Genomic DNA, 21692 nt, shown 5'->3' with positions numbered 1-21692 from the left:
CACAGCTCAGAAGAGGGTGTCATCTTCAGATGGTGACCCCCTTTCCCCACTTCCCATCGCTCGCTCATTGCCCTTATCCTGGGCGTTAGCGGGCTCCATGTGGTGCCGATCATGGTTCAGTTCCAGGATGCGGTCCAAAATTTCTGCCTGCACGGCGGGGCTGAAAGTGTATCGCAGCCCTCGCGGGGTTTGGTGAAATCCGCATTCGATGTCGAGATCCGTCCAACCGTAGGCTTGCAGCACCGATTGATTAGCGCTCTCGTGAGCTGCTCGAAGTCGCACAATATCCTGCTCAGAATTACGTGGATCGTGGTACAGGTTGTAGACCTTTGTCAGGCCCGTGCTTCTCTCGCCCATGATACTGCGCCGGATCTCATGCAAATTTAGACCAGCTTCCTCCATGGCTGGAGTGGAGGCTGGTTCAGGAAACGTTTCGTACACATCCGAGGGCGTATAACGCACGCGCGTCTCGAGAGTCGATGCACGACTAATTGCCCACTCAAAATGGATTCCGCTGCTGAGCAATGCCAGATCCGACGTCCGGTCGGTGGCGAATACTACCGTCTGCTCGCTCATCACTTGTCCGGTAGGGATGAGCAGCGGCATCCCCGTCTTGCTGACGCGGGCTACCACCAGGACACAGTCAAGCCCTTTGATGGCCTGGTACAACTTGGGAGCTCGCTCCGCGTACTGCCACCACCTCTCACGTCGTACTTTGCGGTTGTTCTTGAGTCGTTCGGGCTTTACGTCCCGTTCGACGATGGCGAAGACGTCGGGGTAGCTGCGGGCACGCTCCTCGCTCCAGTCGTGGAAGTTGATCACCCAGCGGCTGGCGGAGCAGTCCGGGCGGGAGTTGAGGTCCTCGCCGTTGAGGTAGGGGAACAGGACGTCCTTGTTGCGGGGGTCGCGCTGGATCAGGTCGTCTGCCTGTTCGGGGGTGAGGATGAACCCCTTGCCCAGGACGTACGAACCGATGAACGCTGGCGACCTATTGGCCACCCCGCTGCCAGGCTCACCTGGCGCCCACGCTGATACCAGACGGTATGGCCGTCCCGAGACCCGCGACCGTGGATCAAGCGACGAAGTGATACCCCGAACCACGACATCGTCCAGCACTCGACTCGCCTCAGCGCCCAAGCTCGGCCTGGTGGTCCACACCGCGCAGTACTCCAGCGCTGCAGACTTCGAAGGCCAGCGCGCGCTCTTCACCGCTCGGCGTACCTCGATGCCGTCATCGAGCAGCTGATCGAGTCCGACCTCCCTGGTATCGCCCTGAGCAAGGGTGTTGGTAGCGATCAGGCCCGTCTGGCCGCGCTCGCTGAGCAGCTGGTGGGCCCGGAGCTCGAAGTAGGCGACGAGGTCCGCGCTACCCCGCTGCCCACGCCCCAGTCCGAGCACGAGGTACTCGCGGTACGCCTGTCCCAAAGTCCCCGTCAGTTTCTGACCACCCAGGAAAGGAGGGTTGCCGATGATCGCATCGAAGCCGCCCTGCTCAGGCTCGAAGACCTCGGGGAACACGAGAGGCCAGTGCACGGGCAGACGCACGAATCCGTCCGAGGGAAGGTCCTTGCTCAGCCAGTCGAGAGCCCGCGTTCGGGCGTTGTGGATCACGGGGTCGGAGTCCCGGACCGCCTCGGAGGCGACCATGCCGGCCAGTTCCGCAGCCTGGATGTAGGTAGCGTTTTGCAGCGAGTCGCCGCCACCCGCAGAGGCGAGGCCAGCTCCCGTCGTGAGGTCTCCGATCAGCCGCAGGCGTTGCAGGTGCTCGTTGGTCGCCGCGAGCAGGCGCCGCTTCTCTTCCAGATCGGCAATGGTGTCGCTGTTGATTCCGGCGATGGCCTGCCGATTGTCTGCCGCGCCGTGGACACGAGCTCGCGCCCGCTCGGTCCACCCCTCCTCGAAGGCGCCCCGGTGCAGTTTGCGGCCCGCTTTCGGATCGAGATGCACGCTCTCGATCTGCTCCAGGTTGGCGATACCCAGCAACGAGTCCCCAGCCACCAACCGGTCGTCCAGGAACGTGAAGGGCCGCTCGGGGTCCATGGAGATGAGCCAAAGCGACAACTTGGCCATCTCCACGGCCATGGGGTTGATGTCCACCCCGTACAGGCAGTGCTCGATGATCAGACGCCGGGCGCGGACCATCACCGGGTCGCTCTCCGCGTCCGCCGCCGTCATCGCGCCCGTCTGGTCGCGGTGGCTGCCGCGGAAGGCCAGGGCCTCCTCGTCCTCTGCCTCGACCCAGGCGTCGACCAGCCGGTCTGCCAGGTAGCGGCAGGCGGCGACCAAGAAGGCGGCCGAACCCATCGCGATGTCGGCGACCTTGAGTTTCAGGATGTCTTCCGCCTTGATGAGCTTCCACTGCTTGTCGTCCGCCGTCTGGAGCGGGCCTGGACGGTAGACCAGCGGCTCCAGGGCTCCCACGGCGACCTTCTGAGCCAGGTCACGCGGCGTGTAGTGGGTGCCGCTGTTCTTGCGGAGGCGAGACTCCGTGACGTACAGGCCGTCCTCCGGGATCACCACCGGCAGACCGCGAAGGTCGTCTCGGAGGAGGCCGTGGAAGGGGAGGATGCGCTCGGCCAGGTCGCGGTCGTTCTCGGTGACCGCGAGCAGGCGGTGGACGGCCTTGCCCTGCGCCTGGTCGTCGCCGGGGGCGAGCAGCTTCTCCATCTTCGACACCGCGGCCGGCGGCTTGGGGTCTTTCAAGTGCTCGTACAGCTTCTTCGACAGGCCCGGGAGATTGGGCTTCTGACCGGAGACCGCGCGTGCGCCCACTCCGAACGGGGCGGCCAGTTCCTCCAAGTCGGTCAGCCTCACCTCGTGCTCCAGGCCGGGCTTGCCGATGAGCCCGAGCACGGTGTCCTGGGCGCGCTTGCCGTCGTACGAAAGGAGGCCCTCATAAACGTAGCCGATCTGCTCGACGTCAAGGGCGCGAAAGGTCAGCCGCCGCCGCTCCCTGTTGACGACGACGAACTGCACCGAGTCGAGGACGTGCAGGACGGTGCGGTCATCGATCGGGAGGAGGGAGGTTTGGCCGTCGGACGCACGTGCGGGGTCGTCCCCCATACCGTCCGCGCCCTCCGGGACAGCCTCCAGCCATGGGAAGCGAGTAGGGTCGAAGATCGAACCGTCGTACGCGGGCAGCGTGAGCAGTGGATGGTCGACTCCTCCGTGTACGGCGTGGAAGAGGGCGATCAGCCGGTGCCAGGCCGCGGTCGTGTGTTCCAGGGAGTCTTCACCGTCCGCGCGGCGGCGTTTGTCCAGTGTCTCGTAGAGTCGGCCGACCGAGTACGCCTCCGCGTAAAGCTCGTTGTCAGCGGGCAGCAGACCTCGTTCCTCTGCGAAGAGGAGGAAGACGACGCGCATCATGACCGCGATGGCGCCCCGGTAGACCTCGCTCGCCGGTACGCCGGAGAGGCCCTTGCCGCCGCGCTTTACCATCCGGGCTTCGGCGCGGCCGATGGAGTCCACCAGAAGTTCGACGGCTTGCCGGACCTGGATGCCGAGCGCTTCGGTGACGTCTTCCTGGCCGTCCAGGCTCTCGCGCAGCAGCGCCGGGAGGAGTTCGTCCGCCGGCCGTCCGAAGAACCGGCCACGGCGAAGGAGGGACACCCATGCACGGACTGCCACCAAGTCGGCCGCCTCGTTCCAGGCGATGGTGTCGAAGGTCGCGCTCGTCGTGACGCCGCCGGGCGGTGCCCAGACCAGGGACCACCAACGGCCGTCAGTGACCAGGCCCAGCTCGACGCCATGGTGGCGCAGGACGTGGGCGAGGCGGTCGACTCCGCTCGCTGCCCAGGAGTCGTCCCTGATCCGGCGGGTCGGCACGGTGTCGGGTGGGAGAACCAGGCCGAGGATGGGTACGTGCTCGGCGATGGCAGAGGCGGCAGCCGTGTTCGGTTCCGCGGTGAGGTCGGTTCCAGGGCGGACGAGAGCGAAGTCGGGGCGGACGGTGGTGTCGGACCCGGGCGGGCTGACGGCGAACCGGTCCAGCAGCGTGTCGTCCTCGGCCAGGCTCTCGCCGCCGTCGCCGAACTGTCCAGCACCCTCCCGCATATGCAGGGCGTCGTCCCATTCCAGCAAGGTGCGCAGCTGGAAGCCGATCCAGTCCAGGCGGCCGGCCCCTTTACGGTCGTCCTGCCAGATGCCGTGGTGGAGGCGGATGTCGCCGCGGCGCCCGCTGGGAACGCCTTCCAGCTGTGGCCAGGTGCGCAGCAGGACCGGCAGAGTCAGGAACGGGCCGGACACCTCGACGAGGTTCAGCCAGTCCAGGTGCTGCTGCTTTCCGTCGGAAGCCTTCGCGGCCCGGATCGCGGCGGCGGAGGGGCGGCGGCTTCCGGAACGCGGCGCGGAGCTCATCAGTAGGCCTCCTTGGCGGGGATGACGAAGACGACGGCCACTGGGAACAGGTGGTCCTGCGGGTCGTGGTAACGGGCGGCGATCGCGGCGATTTCGCGCTGACGCTCGTCCTCAATGCCGTCGAGCCGGGCCCGCCAGCGTTTGCGGTCGTCGGCGAGCTGGCGGCGTTCATCAGGATCCTTCAGCTCGTCCAGGCCGAAGAGCGTATCCACCCCGCCCGTCGGGGAGCCGGCTGCGGCGAAGGCGGTCTCGCCGAGTCGGTTCCGGAGGGTGCGCTGGAGCCGGTCGAGAGTGGCATTGATGCGCTGCACCTCGTCGGCCTGACGCTCGGCCAGCCGGTCCATCAGGGACGCCTTGCGCTCCTTGCCCCGTGCGTCGACGGACTGGGTGAGGCCCTCGTACGTCTTCGGCCAGGTCTGCTGGAGCCGATGGAGCAGGCGTTCCTTGGCGGGGCGGCCCTCGGCGAGCGCGCGGTCCAGGATCGAGGCGACCGCTTCCACACCGCGCAGCCGGCGCTGCCACCCGTTGTCGCCGAGCCAGCCGCCCGCGTGCAGGACCTCCTCGTGGAGGCGCTGCCCGTCCGTGCCGACCAACACGAAACGGGCGAATGCGCCGACGAACGTGGTCTCCAGGGCCGGATCGTCGCTCACAACTGCTGTGATCCGGCGCAGGTCGACGTTGTCCGCGTTCCACACGGCCGCGCGCAGCAGCCGCGTCGACATGGCGACCAGCGGATGGTTCAAATGGGCCAGCACGATGTCGGGGCGCCCCGAAGCTTCCTGCGCGTCGAAGGTGACCGGGCGCAGGATGTCGGGGCGGAGCTTGTCGGACAGGCCGCGCGTAGCGCGCTCCCAGGAGCCGGTGAGCGGCGGCACGGTGTACAGGCCCTGCCGGAAGTCGTCCTCGGACGGTGCGTTCTCGTCGAGGCATGGCACGAGGGGCTGCTGGCGGGCCAGGCTCAGAGCGGTGTTCACCACGCGGGCGACCCGGTCCGGAGTAATGCCGAGTTCTACGGTCGTCTGCTTCAACTGGGCGCTGAGCCGTCGAACCTGATCCGTGACGTTCTGTTCGGCGTCCACCTTGCCGCCCGTGGGACGGCCGTTGATCTTTTTCGCGCGGGCGTGCTCGATGTCGAAGTCGCTGAGTTGGCCCGTCATCCGCAGCTGAACCTTCTCGGCGAGCACGGCGTTCACCTCGCCGAGGTCTTCCTCCATCTGCGCGACCTTCCTCGCGATACGGGCGAGGAACTCCAGGTCGGCCTCGTACACATCCGTCCTCGCCTTGTCCCAGGACGCACCGACGAAGTGCATGATCTGCGGGTTGTGGCGCTGGCCGTAGCGGTCGATGCGGCCGATGCGCTGTTCGAGCTTGTTGGGGTTGAACGGGATGTCGTAGTTGATCAGGTACCGGCAGTGGTCCTGAAGGTCGATGCCTTCGCTGGCGGCGTCGGTGGCGATGAGGATACGGACCGTGCCCTCGGGGCTCATGGGCTGTTCCTGGAAGGCCAGCCTTATCTGCTCGCGCTCCTCAGCGTTCTTTCCGCCGTGGAGCGTGAGGACGCGGCCTTCTTGGGCAAGCCCCTCCTGCTGGAGCAGGTTCAGCAGCCAGTCCTGGGTGTCGCGGTACTCGGTGAACACGACGACGCGCTCGTTCCCCCAGGTCCCACCGATAAGGCAGATGGCCTTGAGGGTCTTGACGAGCTCCTTGGCCTTGGCGTCGGGGGACGCCTGATGGGCCTGGCCCCAGCGGGCCATCCGCACGAGCAGCTCGGTCTCTTCCTCGGACGTTCCCGGGGTGACCGTGGCAGCGCGGGTGATCGCGTCGTGCTCGGCTTCGGCTAGTTCCTCGTCGTCGAGCTCGGCAGCGTAGTCCTCATACTGTGTGATCCACAGCGGGGTCTCGACCGGGGCCGGAGCCTCCTTGTTCCCGCCGGACCTGGCCTTGGCACGCACCGATTCGAGGTGGACGCCGACGGTGTGCGTGAAAGCTGCGGGAGAGGAGAACAGCCGCTTCTTCAGCAGCAGGGTGACCAGGTCGACGGCCTTCCGGCCGCCGCGCCGGTCGGGTGTGACGCGCTTCTTGCGCAGCTCGGCGTAGCGAGTGAGGAGAGCGTGGATCTCGCGCTCGGTGTCGGGGTACTCGACGGGCAGCGCCTTCGATTCGCGGATGTGGAAGCGGGGGCTGCCGTCCTCGTTTGTGACGGAGCTCTTCAGACGTCGTACAACGGTGTCGTCGAGGGCGGCCTTGTCCGGCTCACCGCCGCGGAAGAAGCGCTGGTTGTCGATCAGTTCCAGCAGGGCCGTGTACGACTCCTGATAGCCGTTGTGCGGGGTTGCGGAGAGGAAGAGCCGGTGCTCGAAGTGGGGGGCGAGGCGCCGGATCAGCTTCGTCTGCTGCGAGTCGACGGCGTAGATCTGCTTAGGCGCGCTCGGCGCCACATGGTGCGCCTCGTCCAGGATCAACAAATCGAAGGTGCGGCGTCCGGGGCGGCCCGGCAGCTCCGTCGACCCGCCCGGAGGCAGCACCTCGTCGATGAGCCGCTGCGCCTTGGGCGTGCGCAGCCAGGGAAGGCTGACGATGGTCAGCGGAAACACGCGGAACGGATTGGCGGCGCTGCTGTGCGTGCGGCGCAGCTCGGCGCAACAGGCTGAGTCGACCACGGTGAAGTCAAGACCGAACTTGTCAGTCATCTCATCGCGCCACTTGAAGGTGAGCCCCGCTGGGCAGACGACCATGACGCGGTGGGCCCGGCCTCGCAGCCGCAGCTCCTCAGCGACCAGTCCAGCCTCCACGGTCTTCCCGAGACCGACGTCGTCGGCGAGCAGCAGATTGACGCGGGGGGCACCGACAGCACGTGCGACCGGCTCTAGCTGGTACGGCTCGATGGCGACACCTGACCGGAAGGGAGCCTGGAGCGTCTTCACGTCGGCGGAAGCGACGGCCGACCAGCGGACGGCATCGAGGAAGGCCGCGAGTTGCTCCGGCGGGTCGAACGTTCCGGTGGAGGCGTCGGGGAGGGAGCCTGCGGGGAGGACGCGGCGCCCCGGCTCGACCTCCCATATCACGGAGAGGGTGTCGCCGTAGCGGCCGTCGGCGACGGACTGTAGATGCACCACGGTGACATCGCCGGCCGGGGCTGCTTCGACGCCGGACACCACCCAGTTCTGGCCGCGTACCTGGACGAGAGCGTTCTCCTTCGGCGGCGCGACGATTGCGGCGGCTTCGGGAGTACGGGTGGTTCCGGGCATGCGGACATCCTCCACTTTCGACGAGGTTCTTCTTCGATTGTTACGGACTGTCGGCGGGTTACTACGGGAGGTGGAGGGTGCGGGTCAGTTTTCCAAGGCGGTTGACCAGCCGTGCCACCTCGGCATGGGCGGGATGGTCTGGAGGCAGCACGGTCTGTTGATCCTCGGCGAGGCAATGCAGAGCGTCCAGTGCTTCACCGGCCGAGCCCGAGGCCGCCAGGAGCATGGCGATCTCCCGCCGGGTCTCCAGCACCTCCACATGCAGAGGGGACAGCACCTTCTTCTGGAGATCGAGTGCCTGGCGAAGCTCCCGGAGAGCCGCGGAGCTGTGTCCGAGCCGACCGAGGCAACGGGCTGCCATCGCGCGGCATACGGCGAGGTCCGCGTCCGGCGCGGAGCGGGTCAACTCGAGAGTCTCTGCGAGCTTCAGACAGCCCTCGCGTGCGGCTTGCAGTTCCTGCGCTTCGAACTGCAAGCGGAGGATGGCCAGCCGGCGGGAGACGACCTCAGGATGCGAGGAGCCGAAACGGGGCAGCACGTCGTTGAGATCCTTGCCCAGCAGCTCCAGGGCCTGGGACAACCGTCCCTCAGCCGCAAGGCGTTGCGCGCGCTCGCGCGGGTCCGCCGATTCTGCGGGTGACCCGGCTCCGGAGGCGGACGCAGATTGCCCCGACCGCACGGGAGGTTCTGCAGTTGCGAGCAGGGCTGGAGCGTGCTCCGGAGCGGGTGCCTGTGCATGGGCCGGAGGATGATCGTTCGGAAGGTCGGTGCCCTCGTGTGACAGGCGCGCGGTGGCTTTGCCTGGTTTCGGAGTTCCGGCGCGGGTGGCCTTCGGCACCGCCTGCTCGGCCCAGGGGGCGAGGATCTCCCGGACTTCGGCTGCCTCCGCCGGACGGTCCTCCGGGCGCTTTGCGAGTAATCGGGCGACCAGGTCGCACAGTTCGGCTGGCGCGTCGTGGCGCAGCCGATCCAGTGGTACCGGAGTACCGGCGATGTGCTGGACCACCAGGGCCAGCGGCTCGTCGGCCGTGAACGGCGGTCGGCCGCCCAGTATCTCGTACAACACACAGCCCAGTGCGTACAGATCGCTGAGGGGAGTGGCCGCCTGCCCCTTGCCTTGCTCTGGAGAGATGAAGCCCGGAGTGCCGGCCACCATGCCCGCGTCGGTCAACCGTGGCCCGTCCGGTGCTTGCAGGGCCGTGGCGATACCGAAGTCGAGTACGCGCACCGTGCCGTCTGCTGTGAGCATCACGTTGCGGGGCGTCAGATCCCTGTGGACGAAGCCGCGTCCGTGAGCCTGGACCAGCACGGAGCATACCTGCGCGCCCACCGCGGCGGCCCATTCCACGGGAAAGGGTCCGCGCTGGGCCACCAGTCGGTCCAGCGTGTGTCCGTACACGCGCTGCATGACCAGGTAGAGCCGACTTGCTCGATGGGTGCCGGCATCATGGATGACCGGTACGTACGGATGCTCGAGCTTGGCCATCAGTCGTGCTTCTCTGATGAAGCGGACGACGGCGGGGTCCTGCGAATCGAGCCTGCGTGGCATTTTAGAGACAGCCGTCCGTGGCGTCAGCAGTTTCACCGCCACAGACCGATCCAGCCGTTGGTCGTACGCCGCCCATACCTCGCCCATGCCACCCCGGCCGAGCATCTCCGCCAGCTCGTAGCGGCCGTCGACCAGTTCGCCCGTGGTCAGGTGATGGTCCCTCATCGTCTCTCCTGCACCCATTTGTCTACCCAGGTCGCCGGTGGTCACGGAGAGGCCGAGAATCGGAATGGCCGCGCCATGGACACTCCACAGCGTTGTGCACGGTTGCGACGTGGGGATAGTCCAGTCACCACGACCCGTCGGACTTGGCCAGCACTCTGGGTACCCGCCGAGACAGCACGGTCGGGGATCAAGAGTAGTCATGAAACGGGCGGGTAAGAGCGAGAATGCGCGATTACAGGTGACCTTGCCTGGAACTGGTCCGAGATCGCGGGCGACCGCAGGCTGGGTCAAGGCGCCCTGTCCGCCGAATGCGTGAGCGCTGCGTGAGCGGACGGGGCAGCATCCGGCATTCCTCGCCGGACGACGCGGCAACCGCGAACCCGCTGACCTGCAGGTTTAGGACGGCCCGCAACCCGCTACCACCAACCGGCACGCCCTCGTCGGCCCTCGTAATGCGTAGGTCTCGGGTTCGAATCCCGAAGGCGGCTCCGAGAAGCCCCAGGTCAGACAGTCGCTGACCTGGGGTTTTTGCTTTTTCTCCGCGCCGGGCCGGTTCTCCCGCGCGGCAAGTGACGCTCGCGGAGGCCAAGGGGAGCGCGAGGGGAGCGCATTCGGACAGGCGAAGGACATGGAGCTGCTCCCGGGGCGCGCCTGCTGCGCGCCGCAGAAGTTCGGTCCTGGGCTCCCGGCGCGGTGGTCCGGCGACGGCGCCCGACGCTCTCGACCGTTCGCCCGGCTGAGCCCGGAGCGCGGACGGCTTTCGTGCGGAGCGGCGTCTCGCCCAAGGCTCAGAGAGCGCCCATCGGGTTCAACTTCTCGCAGGAGGTGCGCTGCGACTCCAAGTACCCGGAGGACACCACGGGCTGCGTCATCTGGAGGTACACGCCGACGTTGGAGATGAACGTCAAGAGGTACCCGGCAGCCACGCCGTGCGCCATCGATCAGTCGGACGGCTGGCACATCTACTCGGACGAGCGGTTCGGCATCCCCCTGTGGACGGAGGTCTGCGGTCGCGCGTCCATGCCGGGCCAACAGAACCAGAACGCAGGCAGCTCGCTGTCGGGATTCGTCGACGCGCTGAGGCTCCAGGACAACGATCCGTTCTCCATCGACATCCCTGAGCTGGCCGGTTGCGACCCGGACGATCACCGCACCATTTCATGATCCGCTGACGCGCCGGGCTCCGCCGTCGACCACGGTGGCGGAGCCCGGCCGCGGAGCACCGCGGCTGCCGGGGAGCCGCCGGCGGGAATCCGAGCCCGCCCGCCTACCTCCCCACGCGCTCGCACAGGGCGGCCAGGTCGGGCTGGACCGTCCGGTAGTCCCGCGCGACCGGGTCCCAGGCCAGGACCGCGCCGTACGACTCCCCCTGCTCCTGGCACAGCAGGAGTTCTGCGCCCTCCCGCGAGACTGCGAAAGGCAGCCATGACGTGGGGATGGGAGGAAGGTCCGCCGGGGACGAGGACGCCTCGCCGTAGCCGTGCGTACCCTCGACGGGGCGCCGGACTCGGAGTCGAACCGCAGCACCGCTCCGTAGCCCGGCCCCTGACGGTGGTCGACCACCAGGTACTCGCCGGTAGAGGTGGCGGCGAACGGGACCCACCACTCGGCTTCGGGGCCCCCGGCGCCTGCGGCGCGCCAGTCGGCTATCCGAGCGGCGGGCAGCAGCCCGAACCTCGGCAGCAGTTCAGCGCCGGACGTCCATTCGCTGCCATCGTGGGCGGACAGCAGCGCGACGAGGAAGGGGTGCGGAGGGAAGGCCTCGGTGACCGCGGCGATGTCCCGCGCGGAAGCGGGCCCCCGCAGCGCGGCGAAGTCCTCCGGCGCGTGGGCTCGCAGCCAGTTCTCCACGCGGCGCCAGGCCGCGGTGAAGTCGCCGATGGCCCGCCCGTCCACGACGTTGTCAGTACCCACGACCGAACCGTATGGCCCCGCTCGAAGTCTCAGCCCCCGGTGGGCGCCTCGACGAAGGCGGACGGATGCGGGTCGCCGCTGTCCATTCCGCACGGGGGAACCCACGGGCGCGGTCCCATCTCCTCAGCCTCGATCAGACGCATGACCGGTCCGCCTCCCTGGCGGCGCGGGCCGGCCGGGCTCGCGCGGCGATCCTCGCCGAAGCGGAGCACGCGCACTGTGCGGTCGTGGCGCCGACTCCGCGGCAAATGGCCCAATGTTTTGCCTGGGAAGTGGTCCACGCGGACGGGCTGGTCGGGTCATACGGTCGAATCATGCCGGGGCAGGAGCCCTGTCCGCCCGCAGCGGGCATCGGTGTGCTCGATCACTGCGGCCCAGTCCACGAAGGAAGACTCATGCAAGCCATCACTGTCCAGGACCGGCAGGCCGGCGCCGGCGGCCTCGCCCTGTCGGAGCTGCCCTACCCGCACGCGGCCGAGAACGACGTGGTCGTGCGGGTGCACGCCGCGGGCTTCACCCGCGGGGAACTCGACTGGCCCGGGACGTGGACCGACCGGGCCGGGCGTGACCGGACGCCGAGCGTGCCCGGACACGAGCTGTCGGGGGTCGTCGCGGGACTGGGATACGGCACGACGGGCCTGACCGTGGGCCAGCGCGTCTTCGGCCTGGCCGACTGGGCACGCGACGGGGCGCTGGCCGAGTACACCGCGGTGGAGGCCCGCAACCTGGCCCCGCTTCCCGCCGACGTCGACCACACGGTGGCCGCCGCGCTGCCGATCTCGGGGCTGACCGCCTGGCAGGGCCTGTTCGACCACGGACGCCTCGCCGCGGGCCAGACGGTCGTGATCCACGGCGCCGCCGGAAGCGTCGGCTCGCTCGCGGTGCAGCTCGCCCGCGAGGCGGGAGCGCGGGTGGTCGCCACCGGCCGCGCCGCCGACCGGGACACCGCTGTCGGCCTGGGCTCCGAGACGTTCCTGGACCTGGAGTCGGACCGGCTGGAGGACATCGGGGAGGCCGACGTGGTGTTCGACGCGATCGGCGGTGAGATCCTCGACCGCTCGGCCGCGCTGGTACGCCCCGGAGGCACTCTCGTCACCATCACGGCGCCGCCCACGGTCATCCCCGAAGGGGGACGCGCGGTCTTCTTCGTCGTCGAACCCGACCGGGCCCGCCTCGCCGATCTCGTACAGCGGGTGAGGGACGGCCGGCTCGCGCCGATCGTCGGCGAGGTGCGCGCGCTCGCCGATGTCCCAGCGGTCTTCGCGCCCGGCCGGCGCAGCCGCGGCAGGACGATCATCCGCGTCACGCCCGCCGACACTACGCACGCGGCCGCGCGGTGAACCACGGGTCACTCGGCCGCGGGACGCAGCACGGGTCGCGCGGCCGCGTGACGCGGCACGTGTCACTCGGCGCCCTTCCCGTGCCGGACGGCGCGGACGCGGTCGCCGCGCTGGAGGTGGCATCGGCCTATCTGTCCCCGGCGCTGCTCAACCACTCGCTGCGCGTCTACCTCTGGGCGGCTGCCCGCGGTACGGCGGAGGGCATCGCGTTCGACGCGGAGCTGCTCTACGTCGCCGCGCTGTTCCACGACCTCGGGCTGGTGCCGCAGTTCGACAGCCACACCGTGGCGTTCGAGGAGGCCGCGGGCCACGTCGCCCAGGTCTTCGCGGCCGGCGCGGGGTGGCCGGCGGAGCGCCGGGAGCGCCTGTCGCAGGTGATCATCCGGCACATGTGGCGCGAGGTGGACGTCTCCGAGGACCCGGAGGGTCACCTGCTGGCCCGCGCCACCGTCACCGAGATCGTCGGCACGGACGCGGAGGACTATCCGGGGGCGTTCCGGGCCGAGCTGCTGGAGCGTTACCCCCGGCTGGACCTCGCGCGGCAGTTCCTCGCGTGCTTCCAGGACCAGGCGACGCGCAAACCCGGCAGTTCGGCCGACGTGGCGGTGCGAGCGGGCCTGGCCGGCAGGGTCGCCTCCAACCCGCTGGACGCCCCCGCCGAATAGGCCCGGACCCAGGCGCTGGGGCGCGGCGGCGAACCCCAGGTCACCTCGCGGGTGACCTGGGGCTCGTTCCGTCGCGGACGACGCGTGCTCGCGCCCGCCGCGCGCGGGCGCCGGTTCAGCCGGTGGTGCAGGTGGCGCCGTTCAGGGTGAAGGCCGTGGGCGGGGGGTTGGCGCCGGTGTACGTGGCCTGGAAGCCGAGGTTCGCGGTGGCGCCGGGCTGGAGCGTGGCGTTCCAGGAGAGGTTGGTCGCGGTCACCTGGTTGCCGGTCTGGGTCCAGGCCGCGCTCCAGCCGCCCGTGATCCTCTGGTTGCCGGGCCAGGCGAAGGCCAGGGTCCAGCCGGACACCGGGGTGGCGCCGGTGTTGGTGAGGTCGACGTTCGCGGTGAAGCCGGTGCCCCAGTCGTTCGCCTTGTAGACGACCTTGCAGGCGCCCGTGGGCGTGCTGCCGGCGGCCTTCACCGTGACCAGCGCGGCGCTGTACGGCGCCAGCGTCTGCGTGGTGGCCGTCCCGCGCGCCGCCGTGCTGATCCCGCTGCCGGGCGGCTCCAGCACGGAGGTGACCGGGGCGCCGGACGCGGGCGTGAACCCGGCGTAGCCCAGGCTCACGGTGTACGACGTGCCCGGGTCGTCGTTGACGAGCAGGACCTTGACCGAGCCGTCGGCGGACTTCACCGCGTAGGACTGGAGCAGCGGCTGGCTGGACGTCGCCTTCACGACGGTGTCACCCGGCCGCAGGAACGCGCCGGCCAGCTTCAGGCCGTAGTACGCGGGGAAGGGCGTATCGGCCGTGGGCTCGCACACCTGCTGGCCGCCCGCCGTGCCGCAGGAGCCGTCGGCGAGGACGCCGTAGTCCCCGTACGCGGCCGTCCCGTACAGGTCGGAGCCGTTGTCGCCGCTGGTGACGATGCCGTTGTGCAGCTGCCACCAGTCGACGTTGGCCACGCCGCTGCCGATCCAGCTCGCGTAGTTCTGCAGCAGGAACAGGGCGTTGACCTGGCCGACGGTCTGCTTGCCGGGGTTGGACGACACCGAGTTCGTCTCGGTGATCATGACCGGCAGGTCGGCGCCCGCGTACTGGCTGAACTGCGCGCGCAGCCCGGACGTGATGTCCGGGATCTGCGCCGTGTCGCCGAGCAGCCCGGCGTCGGTCGGGCCGGGCGGGGTGACGGTGCTGGGGTTCTGCGGGTACCAGTGGACGTCGGCGAAGTCGGGCGTGACACCCAGGCTCTTGAGGGTGCTCAAGACCGTCTGGTTCCACGGTTGCGGACTGCCGGGCGCGGTCTGGCCGTCGGGCCAGCTGCCGGGCGCGGTCAGGACGACGCCCACCTTGATGGTCGGGTCCACGGCCTTCATCGCGGTGATGTACTGCGCGGCGTTCGTCGCGTACACCTCGGGCCCGCAGGTGGTGGGCTGGGAGGTGGCGGGCGGGACGGCGCCGCAGTGCTCGTCCGGCTCCCAGTACGCGCCGTAGGTGCCGTTGCCGTACACCTCGTTGCCGATCTCCCAGTACGTCACCTTGTCGCCGTGGGTGACGTTGGCGTACCGCACCCAGTCGGCGGCGACCTGCGCCCCGGTCTCCTGGGGGAGCGGGTCCTGCCGACCGTGTCGCCGGTGCCGTAGTCGACGGTGATCATCGGAGTGCTGCCGGCCTGGCCCACCATCGTCATGAAGTGGTCGAAGTCGGTGGCCTGGTTCCAGCCGCCGATCACATCGGTGTTGGTCTTCCAGTCGTACGTGTCGGACTGCGTGCCGCCCGGGAAGCGCATCACGCCGACCCCGGCGTCCTTGACCAGGCCCGGCACCGAAGCGTCCGTCAGCTTGCTGTCGTACGTCGAGGCGTTCAGGCCGATCGCGGTCGAGGGCACGGTCGCGGTCGCGGTGCCGGCGTCCACGCTCACGGTCGCCGCGCCGGCGGTGGCCTGCGGTGCGGTGCCGGCGGGCGCCGCCGCGGCCGCCGGCAGCCCGGCGAGCAGCAGCGCGGCCGGTACGGCGAGCACCGCGGTCGCCGCGCGGCGCAGCCGTCTGGCCGAGGGTGTGGGGGGATTGAGCATCGGGATCTCCTTGTTGCCGTTGCCCGGGGTCCTGTGGGGAGGGCGGCCGGGTGGTCGTGTATGGGAGCGCTCCCATAACTGCCCCCCAAGGGTCTGCCACGCCCGCGTCCAGCGTCAAGGAGGGGTGGTTCGGGGGACGTCGCCCCGGCGGAGGGACCGCCGCGGCGCGCGCTCGCCCCGACTCGGCCTGGCCCGGGAGGCGCTCGCCCCGACTCGGCCCGGGCCGGGAGGCGCTCGCCCCGACTCGGCCCGCGCCGGGAGGCGTTCGGCGCGCCGCCCGTGCCGGGAGGTGCTCGGCACGCACCCAGGAGGCTCGGGAGGTGCCAGGTGCGGGTGGGGTGACAGTTGCTCAGAGTGACCGGATGGAGTGAGGGCCCGCCCGGTGTGCGATGCCGCAGGCCCTGGCGCTTCTGGACTGGGTGCCTCCGTTTTCCGGCATTCCAGGGCAATTCAGAAGAGGTTGGCGCCGGAGGGCGAGGCGACGATGGAATGGAGAGGCTGACAGATGGCTGAAAAACGGCCTTGCTGCCGTCGGGATCAAGCCGCGCTGGCGCGGACCCGCGTGCGGCCCTGCGCCGAACCGCCACGTCGATGGAGGTAGAGATGTCTGGGGTCAAGGTCGGCGTCGCCCTGCCCACGCGCGAAGTGGCCATCCTGGGCGCGGCCGACGCGAGCCCGCTGCTCAAGATCGCCCGCCAGATCGAGGAGTTGGGCTTCGACGCGGTCTACGCCGGCGACGCGTACGTCGCCCGGCACCGGCTGGAGCCGATGACGCTGCTGGCGGCGGTCGCCACGATGACCGAGCGCGTCACCATCGGAACCGGCGCGCTGATCGTGCCGCCGCGCAACCCGGTCGCGCTCGCCCACGTCATCGTCACGCTGGACCAACTCAGCGGCGGACGCCTGCGGATGGGCCTGGGCGCGGGGTTCCCGCTGCCGGTCAAGGCGGAGTTGGACGCCGAGGTGATGACGTTCGGCGAACGCCTGGAGCGGATGGACGAGATGGTCGCCGGCTGGCAGATCGCCTGGAACGAGGAGGACGGCGACCTGGTCGGCAAGTACTACGACCTGCGCCCGCTGCGGGACCAGCCGCTGCCGCTGCAGAAGGGCGGCCCGGCGCTGTGGCTGTCGGGCAACGGCAAGCCGCGCGCTGCCCGGCGGATCGCCCGGCACTACGACGGCTGGATGCCGATCCGCGTCACGCCCGAGGAGTACGCCGCCAACCGCCTGGCCATCGACACCCTGCTGCACGAGGCCGGGCGGGACCCGCAGTCGCTGACGAGGTGCCTGTACACCACCGTCAACATCAACGACGACCGCGACCAGGCGCGGGCGGGCCTGGAGGACTACACCCACCGCTACAACAACCTGCCGGTCGACACGATGTCCGGATTCCAGCTCTACTTCGGCGGCTCGACCTCGGCGTTCGTGGACTGGCTCAGGCGGTACGTCGACGCCGGCGCCCGGCAGATCGTGCTGCGGATCGGCGCGTTCGACGACTACGAGCGGCACCTGCGGGCCATCGCCGACGACGTGGTGCCCGCGCTCCACGAGCTGGCCGTGGACTGACCGGACGCCGGCCGGATGTCGACCCCGACCATGAGGCCATACCCAGGGCGCGGGCGTTTCCCTTCCGCCCGCCGATGCGGCGGTGCTGCGGATTCTGACGGGGGCTCCGCAGCACCGCCTGCTCCGTCGGACGGCTCAGCGCGCGATCTTGAAGTTGAACATCGGCGTGCCGATGCTGGTCATCGTCAACAGCCTGACCTGCACCATCATCTCGGTGGCGCGCGCGGTCGCGATGCCGCCGAGGTCGATGACGTCGCTCCAGCCGAACTGCGTCAGCAGCTCGGTGACGGTCCGCTTGGCCTCCGCGTCGTCCCCGGAGACCCAGACCGTCGTGTCGCCGTCGGCCACCGCCTTCGGCGTCACGAAGAGGTTGCCGACCATGGTGTTGAGCGACTTGACCACGCGGGCCTCGGGGAAGGCGCGCTGGATCTGCTCGCCGAGCGAGTCGGTGTCCTTGACGAACAGGTTCGGCGGAAAACCGTTCTGGAAGTCCAGCGGATTGGAGACGTCCAGCAACACCTTGCCCGCCAGGTTCCGCGCTCCCGCGGCGGTCAGCGCCTCCACGGAGTGCGCGCCGGAGGTCGCGTTGACGAAGAAGTCGGCGCCCTCGGCGGCCTCCGCGAAGGGGGCCAGGCCGATGTGTCCGTGCGTCTGCGCCCAGACCGGATAGGCGACGTTCCCCATCACGTCGGGCTTGGTCCTGGCCAGCGTCTGGGCCACGTCACGCGTGCCGATGACGACCTGGTGCCCCAGCTCGGCGAGGCCCCCCGCGAGTGTCCGGCCGGCGAATCCCGTGCCCACGACTGCGATCTTCATGATGATCCTCTGCTCCCGATGGAAGTGGAGTGGGTGGGTGAAGGCCGACCCCGGCGCGGCAGCTTCCCTACGAACGTAACACCGCGTCCGCGCACAGTGACGCGAAACCGCCCCTTCCGGGCGCCGGACGGCGCAAGCAGGGAGAGGTTTGAGCCATCTGCCCGATCCGAGACTGAGGCCATGACTGAGAGCAAGCACCGCGCCATCGTTCTGGGGGGAGCATCGCGGGGACGCTCGCGGCCCGCGTGCTCGCCGATTCCTATCAGGAAGTCGTCGTCGTCGACAGGGACAGGCTGCTGGGCGTGCGCGAGCCGCGCACCGGCGCTCCGCACAACGTGCACGCGCACGGCCTGCTGGCCCGCGGGCACATGATCATGGAGGAGCTGTTCCCGGGGATCACCGACGAGCTGAGCCGTACCGGTGTGCCGACCTACGACATCGGCGAGATCCACTGGTACTTCACCAACCGCCGGGTGCGTCTGGCGGACACCGGCCTGCTGAGCGTCGCCTCGCGCCGCCCGGTGCTGGAGGCGCACTTGCGCGCGAGGGTGGCCGCGCGGGCGAACGTGGTCTTCCTGGAGGAGCACGACATCCTGGAGCCGACCGCCACCGCGGACGGCACCCGCGTCACCGGGGTGAAGGTCCGCCCGCCGGCGGGGCCGGCGGGCCGGAGGTCCGCACGCTGGAGGCGGACCTGGTGGTGGACGCCACCGGCCGCGGCTCGCGCACCCCGGCCTGGCTGGAGGCGCTGGGCTACGAGCGCCCCGAGGAAGAGCGCATACGCATAGGGCTGGCCTACGCCACCCGGCACTACCGGATGCCGCGCGGCGCCCCGGCGATCAACGTGATCCCGTTCGCCGAGCACCACCGCGGCGCGTTCTTCGCACCGGTCGGCCCCGACACGTACATCCTGACCCTCAACGGCATGCTGGGGGACCACCCGCCGACCGACCCCGAGGGGTTCGAGGCGTTCCTGCACTCGCTCGCCGTGCCCGACATCGCGCGGGCGCTGCGCGACGCGGAGCCGCTGGACGACCCGGTGAGGTTCACCTTCCCGGCCAGCGTGCGGCGGCGCTACGAGCGGCTGCCGGCCTTCCCCGGCGGGCTGCTGGTGATGGGCGACGCGGTGTGCAGCTTCAACCCGGTCTACGGACAGGGGATGAGCGTGGCGGCGCTGGAGGCACTGACGCTGCGCGAGCACCTGGCCGCGCCGGGGCGGCCGTCGGGGATGCGCTTCCTGCGGGACGTGGCCGCGGTGGTGGACACGCCGTGGGAGATGGCGGCCGGCAGCGACCTCGCCTACCCGCAGGTCCCGGGCCCGCGCACCCGCAAGGTGCGGCTGCTGAACGCGTACACCGCCCGCCTGCAGCGTGCCGCGTCGCTGGACTCCCAGGTCACCGCGGCGCTCATGCGGGTCGCCGGACTGCTGGACCCGCCGCAGGCGCTGATGCTGCCCAGGACGCTGCTGCGGGTGCTGGTCAGCGGGTTCCTGCGGCCGGCCCGGCCGCTGCCCGCGCCGCGCCCGCCCGCGCCGCCGACCGCCGCGAGCGCCGCGTCGCCGGCCGCGCCGCGACCCGCTTCATGACCCGCGGTACGAGCCGCTGCACGAGCCGCTTCCGGAGCCGCTCCCCGAACAGCTCCACGAGCCGCTCCCCGAGCCATTGCACGAGAAGGACGAGAAGGACGAGAAGGACGAGAAGGAAGGGGCACCCGACATGGAACCGTTCCGCGTGGACATACCGCAGGCCGACCTCGACGACCTGCGCCGCCGGCTGGCCGACACCCGCTGGCCGGAGCTGATCGAGGACGGATGGGAGCGCGGTGTGCCCACCGCGTACCTGAAGGAGCTGGCCGACTACTGGCGCACCACCTACGACTGGCGCGCCGCCGAGGCCGAGCTCAACCGCTACCCGCAGTTCCGCACCGAGCTCGACGGCCACCAGGTGCACTTCCTGCACATCAAGTCGCCGGAGCCGGACGCGATCCCGATGATCGTCACGCACGGCTGGCCCGGCTCGGTGGTGGAGTTCCTCGACGTCATCGGCCCGCTGACCGACCCGCGGGCGCACGGCCTGGACGCCGAGGTCGCCTACGACCTGGTCATCCCCTCGATGCCCGGCTACGGCTTCTCCGGCCCGCTGAAGAAGCGCGGCGGCGACCTGGCCTGGGTCGCGGGCCTGTGGGCCCAGCTGATGAGCAGCCTGGGCTACGACCGCTACGTGGCCCAGGGCGCGGACTTCGGCGCGGTGGTCTCGGTGCTGCTCGGCCTGGTCGACCCCGAGCACGTGCGGGCGATCCACCTGAACCTGATGCTGACCATGCACAGCGGCGACCCCGCGGAGCTGGAGGGCCTCAGTGAGGACGACCGGGCGCGGATGGCCCGCACCGACCACTTCCTGGAGATGCTGGCCGGCTCGATGAAGCAGCAGGCCACCCGGCCGCACACGGTCGCCTACGGCCTCACCGACTCGCCGGTCGGGCAGCTCGCCTGGATCGCGGAGAAGTTCCGGGACTGGGCGGGCGCCACCGACGTCCCCGAGGACGCGGTGGACCGCGACCGGATGCTGACGCTCATCTCGATCTACTGGCTGACCGCGACGGCCGGCTCCTCGGCGCAGACCTACGTCGAGAACCGCGCCGGGCTGCCGATCACCTCGATCATCGGCCGCTACCCGCCGATCAGCGTGCCGCTGGGCGTCGCGCAGTACGAGAAGTCGCTGTTCCTGCCGGTGCGCCGGTTCGCCGAGCGGGACTTCTCCTCGATCGTGCACTGGACCTACTACGAGCGGGGCGGGCACTTCGCCGCCATGGAGGAACCCGAGCAGTTCGTCTCCGACCTGCAGTCCTTCGGCCAGGTGCTGCGCAAGCTCTGAGCACCGGCCGGGCCCGGCCCGTGCCGGCGCGGGGGCGGAGCGGGACATTCCGAAAAAGATCTCGGCGGATCGCGATTCCTTTGCGCGGTCCGCCTGGTCTCTATACCGACGGCAGGCACAGCAGCACATGTGAAAGGACACCGACCGGCTATGGCGATCAAGTACAGCGTCGGACTCCCCCAGGGGTTCGTCTGGGAGCTCGTGGGCCGGCGCGACCCGGCCGAGGCGCTCGACGCCCTGCTCCGGTGGACGAAGGCCGCCGAGGAGTACGGATACGACACCATCTGGGTGGCTGACCACATGATGACGGTCCCGCCCTCGCAGGAAATGCTCTTCGAGTGCTGGACCACCACCGTCGCACTGCTGCGGGAGACCGAGCGCATCCGCATCGGACAGCTCGCGACATGCAACAACTACCACAACCCGGCGCTCCAGGCGAAGATGGCCTCGACCGCCGACGTGCTCGGCGGCGGCCGCTTCACCTTCGGCATCGGCGCCGGCTGGTACGAGGCGGACTACCACGGCTACGGCTTCGAGTTCCCCGCCGCCGGCGAGCGGCTGCGGCAGCTGGAGGAGGCCGTGCAGATCATCCGCCGGATGTGGACCGAGGACGAGGTCACCTTCGAGGGCAAGCACTACACCGTGCGCGGAGCGGTCAACCAGCCCAAGGGCATCCAGCAGCCGCACATCCCGATGATGATCGCCGGCGGCGGCGAGAAGGTCACGCTGAAGCTGGTCGCGCAGTACGGCGACTACTGCAACGTGATCGGTGACGCCGCCGAGGTCGGACGGAAGTTCGGCATCCTCCGGCAGCACTGCGAGGACGCCGGGCGCGACTACGACAGCATCCGTCGCAGCGTGCTGATGCACTCGGTGATCGACGAGACCGACGAGAAGGCGGCCGCGCGGGTCCCGCAGTGGGCGCCCGCCGTCTTCCCCGGCGACATCAGCACCTACGGCCTGGTCGGCACGGTCGACACGATCCGCGAACGGATCGCCGGCTACGAGGAGGCCGGGGTGCAGGAGTTCGTCATCAGCTTCCCCGACACGCTCCAGACGGACCTGCTGCGGCAGTTCGCCGAGGAGTTCATCGGCTGACGGCCGATCCAAGTCTCCCGCCGGGCACGCCACCCCGGATCTCCACG

At 69.7% G+C, this 21692-nt stretch carries 14 protein-coding genes; 8 read left to right on the top strand and 6 right to left on the bottom strand.

All coding sequences use genetic code 11. From position 1 onward, the window contains the following. Nucleotides 1–6 precede the first annotated feature (6 nt). The 3 genes from VSR01_RS15640 to VSR01_RS15630 form a co-directional block, all read right to left on the bottom strand. Complete coding sequence (locus VSR01_RS15640; RefSeq protein ID WP_326449816.1) at nt 7–4356, bottom strand: Eco57I restriction-modification methylase domain-containing protein; 4350 nt, start codon at nt 4354–4356, stop codon at nt 7–9. After that, a complete protein-coding gene (gene drmD / locus VSR01_RS15635; protein ID WP_326449815.1) occupies nt 4356–7604 on the bottom strand; it encodes a DISARM system SNF2-like helicase DrmD in 3249 nt (1082 codons plus the stop codon). Before drmD ends, VSR01_RS15640 begins: the two co-directional genes overlap by 1 nt. A 61-nt stretch (nt 7605–7665) precedes the next feature. Next, nucleotides 7666–9318 carry a serine/threonine-protein kinase gene (locus VSR01_RS15630; protein WP_326449814.1) on the bottom strand — a complete coding sequence of 551 codons (1653 nt, stop codon included), beginning with the start codon at nt 9316–9318 and terminating at the stop codon, nt 7666–7668. Nucleotides 9319–10080: 762 nt separating this feature from the next. Between VSR01_RS15630 and VSR01_RS15625 the strand changes: the two genes are divergently transcribed. The 3 genes from VSR01_RS15625 (at nt 10081) to VSR01_RS15615 (ending at nt 13237) form a co-directional block, all read left to right on the top strand. Beyond that, a complete protein-coding gene (locus tag VSR01_RS15625; RefSeq protein ID WP_326449813.1) occupies nt 10081–10482 on the top strand; it encodes a hypothetical protein in 402 nt (133 codons plus the stop codon). Between the two features lie 1145 nt (nt 10483–11627). Next, nucleotides 11628–12572, top strand: coding sequence for an NADP-dependent oxidoreductase (locus VSR01_RS15620; protein ID WP_326449812.1), 945 nt, complete (start codon nt 11628–11630; stop codon nt 12570–12572). Nucleotides 12573–12619: 47 nt separating this feature from the next. Continuing rightward, nucleotides 12620–13237 carry an HD domain-containing protein gene (locus VSR01_RS15615; protein WP_326449811.1) on the top strand — a complete coding sequence of 206 codons (618 nt, stop codon included), beginning with the start codon at nt 12620–12622 and terminating at the stop codon, nt 13235–13237. Between the two features lie 115 nt (nt 13238–13352). Here VSR01_RS15615 and VSR01_RS15610 read toward each other — a convergent pair whose 3' ends face one another. Continuing rightward, nucleotides 13353–14786 (bottom strand): cellulose binding domain-containing protein, encoded by a 1434-nt coding sequence (locus tag VSR01_RS15610; RefSeq protein ID WP_326449810.1) that lies wholly within the window; start codon nt 14784–14786, stop codon nt 13353–13355. Beyond that, on the bottom strand, nt 14750–15289 hold the full coding sequence (locus tag VSR01_RS15605; protein WP_326449809.1) for a hypothetical protein: 540 nt from the start codon (nt 15287–15289) through the stop codon (nt 14750–14752). Before VSR01_RS15605 ends, VSR01_RS15610 begins: the two co-directional genes overlap by 37 nt. Before the next feature lie 603 nt (nt 15290–15892). Between VSR01_RS15605 and VSR01_RS15600 the strand changes: the two genes are divergently transcribed. Further along, nucleotides 15893–16858, top strand: a complete 966-nt coding sequence (locus VSR01_RS15600; protein ID WP_326449808.1) for an LLM class flavin-dependent oxidoreductase — start codon at nt 15893–15895, stop codon at nt 16856–16858. A 135-nt stretch (nt 16859–16993) separates the two neighbouring features. Here VSR01_RS15600 and VSR01_RS15595 read toward each other — a convergent pair whose 3' ends face one another. Continuing rightward, nucleotides 16994–17674: an NADPH-dependent F420 reductase gene (locus VSR01_RS15595; protein WP_326449807.1), complete on the bottom strand. Its 681-nt coding sequence runs from the start codon at nt 17672–17674 to the stop codon at nt 16994–16996. 245 nt (nt 17675–17919) lie between these two features. Between VSR01_RS15595 and VSR01_RS15590 the strand changes: the two genes are divergently transcribed. From VSR01_RS15590 to VSR01_RS15575, 4 genes are all read left to right on the top strand, one after another. Beyond that, complete coding sequence (locus VSR01_RS15590; protein ID WP_326449806.1) at nt 17920–18462, top strand: hypothetical protein; 543 nt, start codon at nt 17920–17922, stop codon at nt 18460–18462. Then, the gene (locus tag VSR01_RS15585; RefSeq protein WP_326449805.1) at nt 18372–19259 is read left to right on the top strand and encodes a hypothetical protein; all 888 of its coding nucleotides are present in this window, start codon (nt 18372–18374) and stop codon (nt 19257–19259) included. The genes VSR01_RS15590 and VSR01_RS15585 overlap by 91 nt, the downstream gene beginning before the upstream one ends. A gap of 130 nt (nt 19260–19389) precedes the next feature. Beyond that, complete coding sequence (locus VSR01_RS15580) at nt 19390–20547, top strand: epoxide hydrolase family protein (protein ID WP_442785678.1); 1158 nt, start codon at nt 19390–19392, stop codon at nt 20545–20547. Nucleotides 20548–20697: 150 nt separating this feature from the next. Further along, nucleotides 20698–21645 (top strand): LLM class F420-dependent oxidoreductase, encoded by a 948-nt coding sequence (locus VSR01_RS15575; protein ID WP_326449803.1) that lies wholly within the window; start codon nt 20698–20700, stop codon nt 21643–21645. Nucleotides 21646–21692 lie beyond the last annotated feature (47 nt).

It is taken from the genome of Actinacidiphila sp. DG2A-62, from assembly GCF_035825295.1.
Lineage (GTDB): Bacteria > Actinomycetota > Actinomycetes > Streptomycetales > Streptomycetaceae > Actinacidiphila.
The sequence above is the reverse complement of the archived record's forward strand: the minus strand, read 5'-3'. Positions and strand labels throughout refer to the sequence as shown.

What these genes read in the sequence shown, in the direction of transcription:
- VSR01_RS15580 (WP_442785678.1), top strand. Translation starts at nt 19,390, where the DNA reads ATGGAACCGTTCCGCGTGGACATACCGCAGGCCGACCTCGACGACCTG.
- VSR01_RS15620 (WP_326449812.1), top strand. Translation starts at nt 11,628, where the DNA reads ATGCAAGCCATCACTGTCCAGGACCGGCAGGCCGGCGCCGGCGGCCTC.
- VSR01_RS15595 (WP_326449807.1), bottom strand. Translation starts at nt 17,674, where the DNA reads ATGAAGATCGCAGTCGTGGGCACGGGATTCGCCGGCCGGACACTCGCG.
- VSR01_RS15605 (WP_326449809.1), bottom strand. Translation starts at nt 15,289, where the DNA reads ATGCTCAATCCCCCCACACCCTCGGCCAGACGGCTGCGCCGCGCGGCG.
- VSR01_RS15575 (WP_326449803.1), top strand. Translation starts at nt 20,698, where the DNA reads ATGGCGATCAAGTACAGCGTCGGACTCCCCCAGGGGTTCGTCTGGGAG.
- drmD (WP_326449815.1), bottom strand. Translation starts at nt 7,604, where the DNA reads ATGCCCGGAACCACCCGTACTCCCGAAGCCGCCGCAATCGTCGCGCCG.
- VSR01_RS15600 (WP_326449808.1), top strand. Translation starts at nt 15,893, where the DNA reads ATGTCTGGGGTCAAGGTCGGCGTCGCCCTGCCCACGCGCGAAGTGGCC.
- VSR01_RS15640 (WP_326449816.1), bottom strand. Translation starts at nt 4,356, where the DNA reads ATGAGCTCCGCGCCGCGTTCCGGAAGCCGCCGCCCCTCCGCCGCCGCG.
- VSR01_RS15630 (WP_326449814.1), bottom strand. Translation starts at nt 9,318, where the DNA reads ATGAGGGACCATCACCTGACCACGGGCGAACTGGTCGACGGCCGCTAC.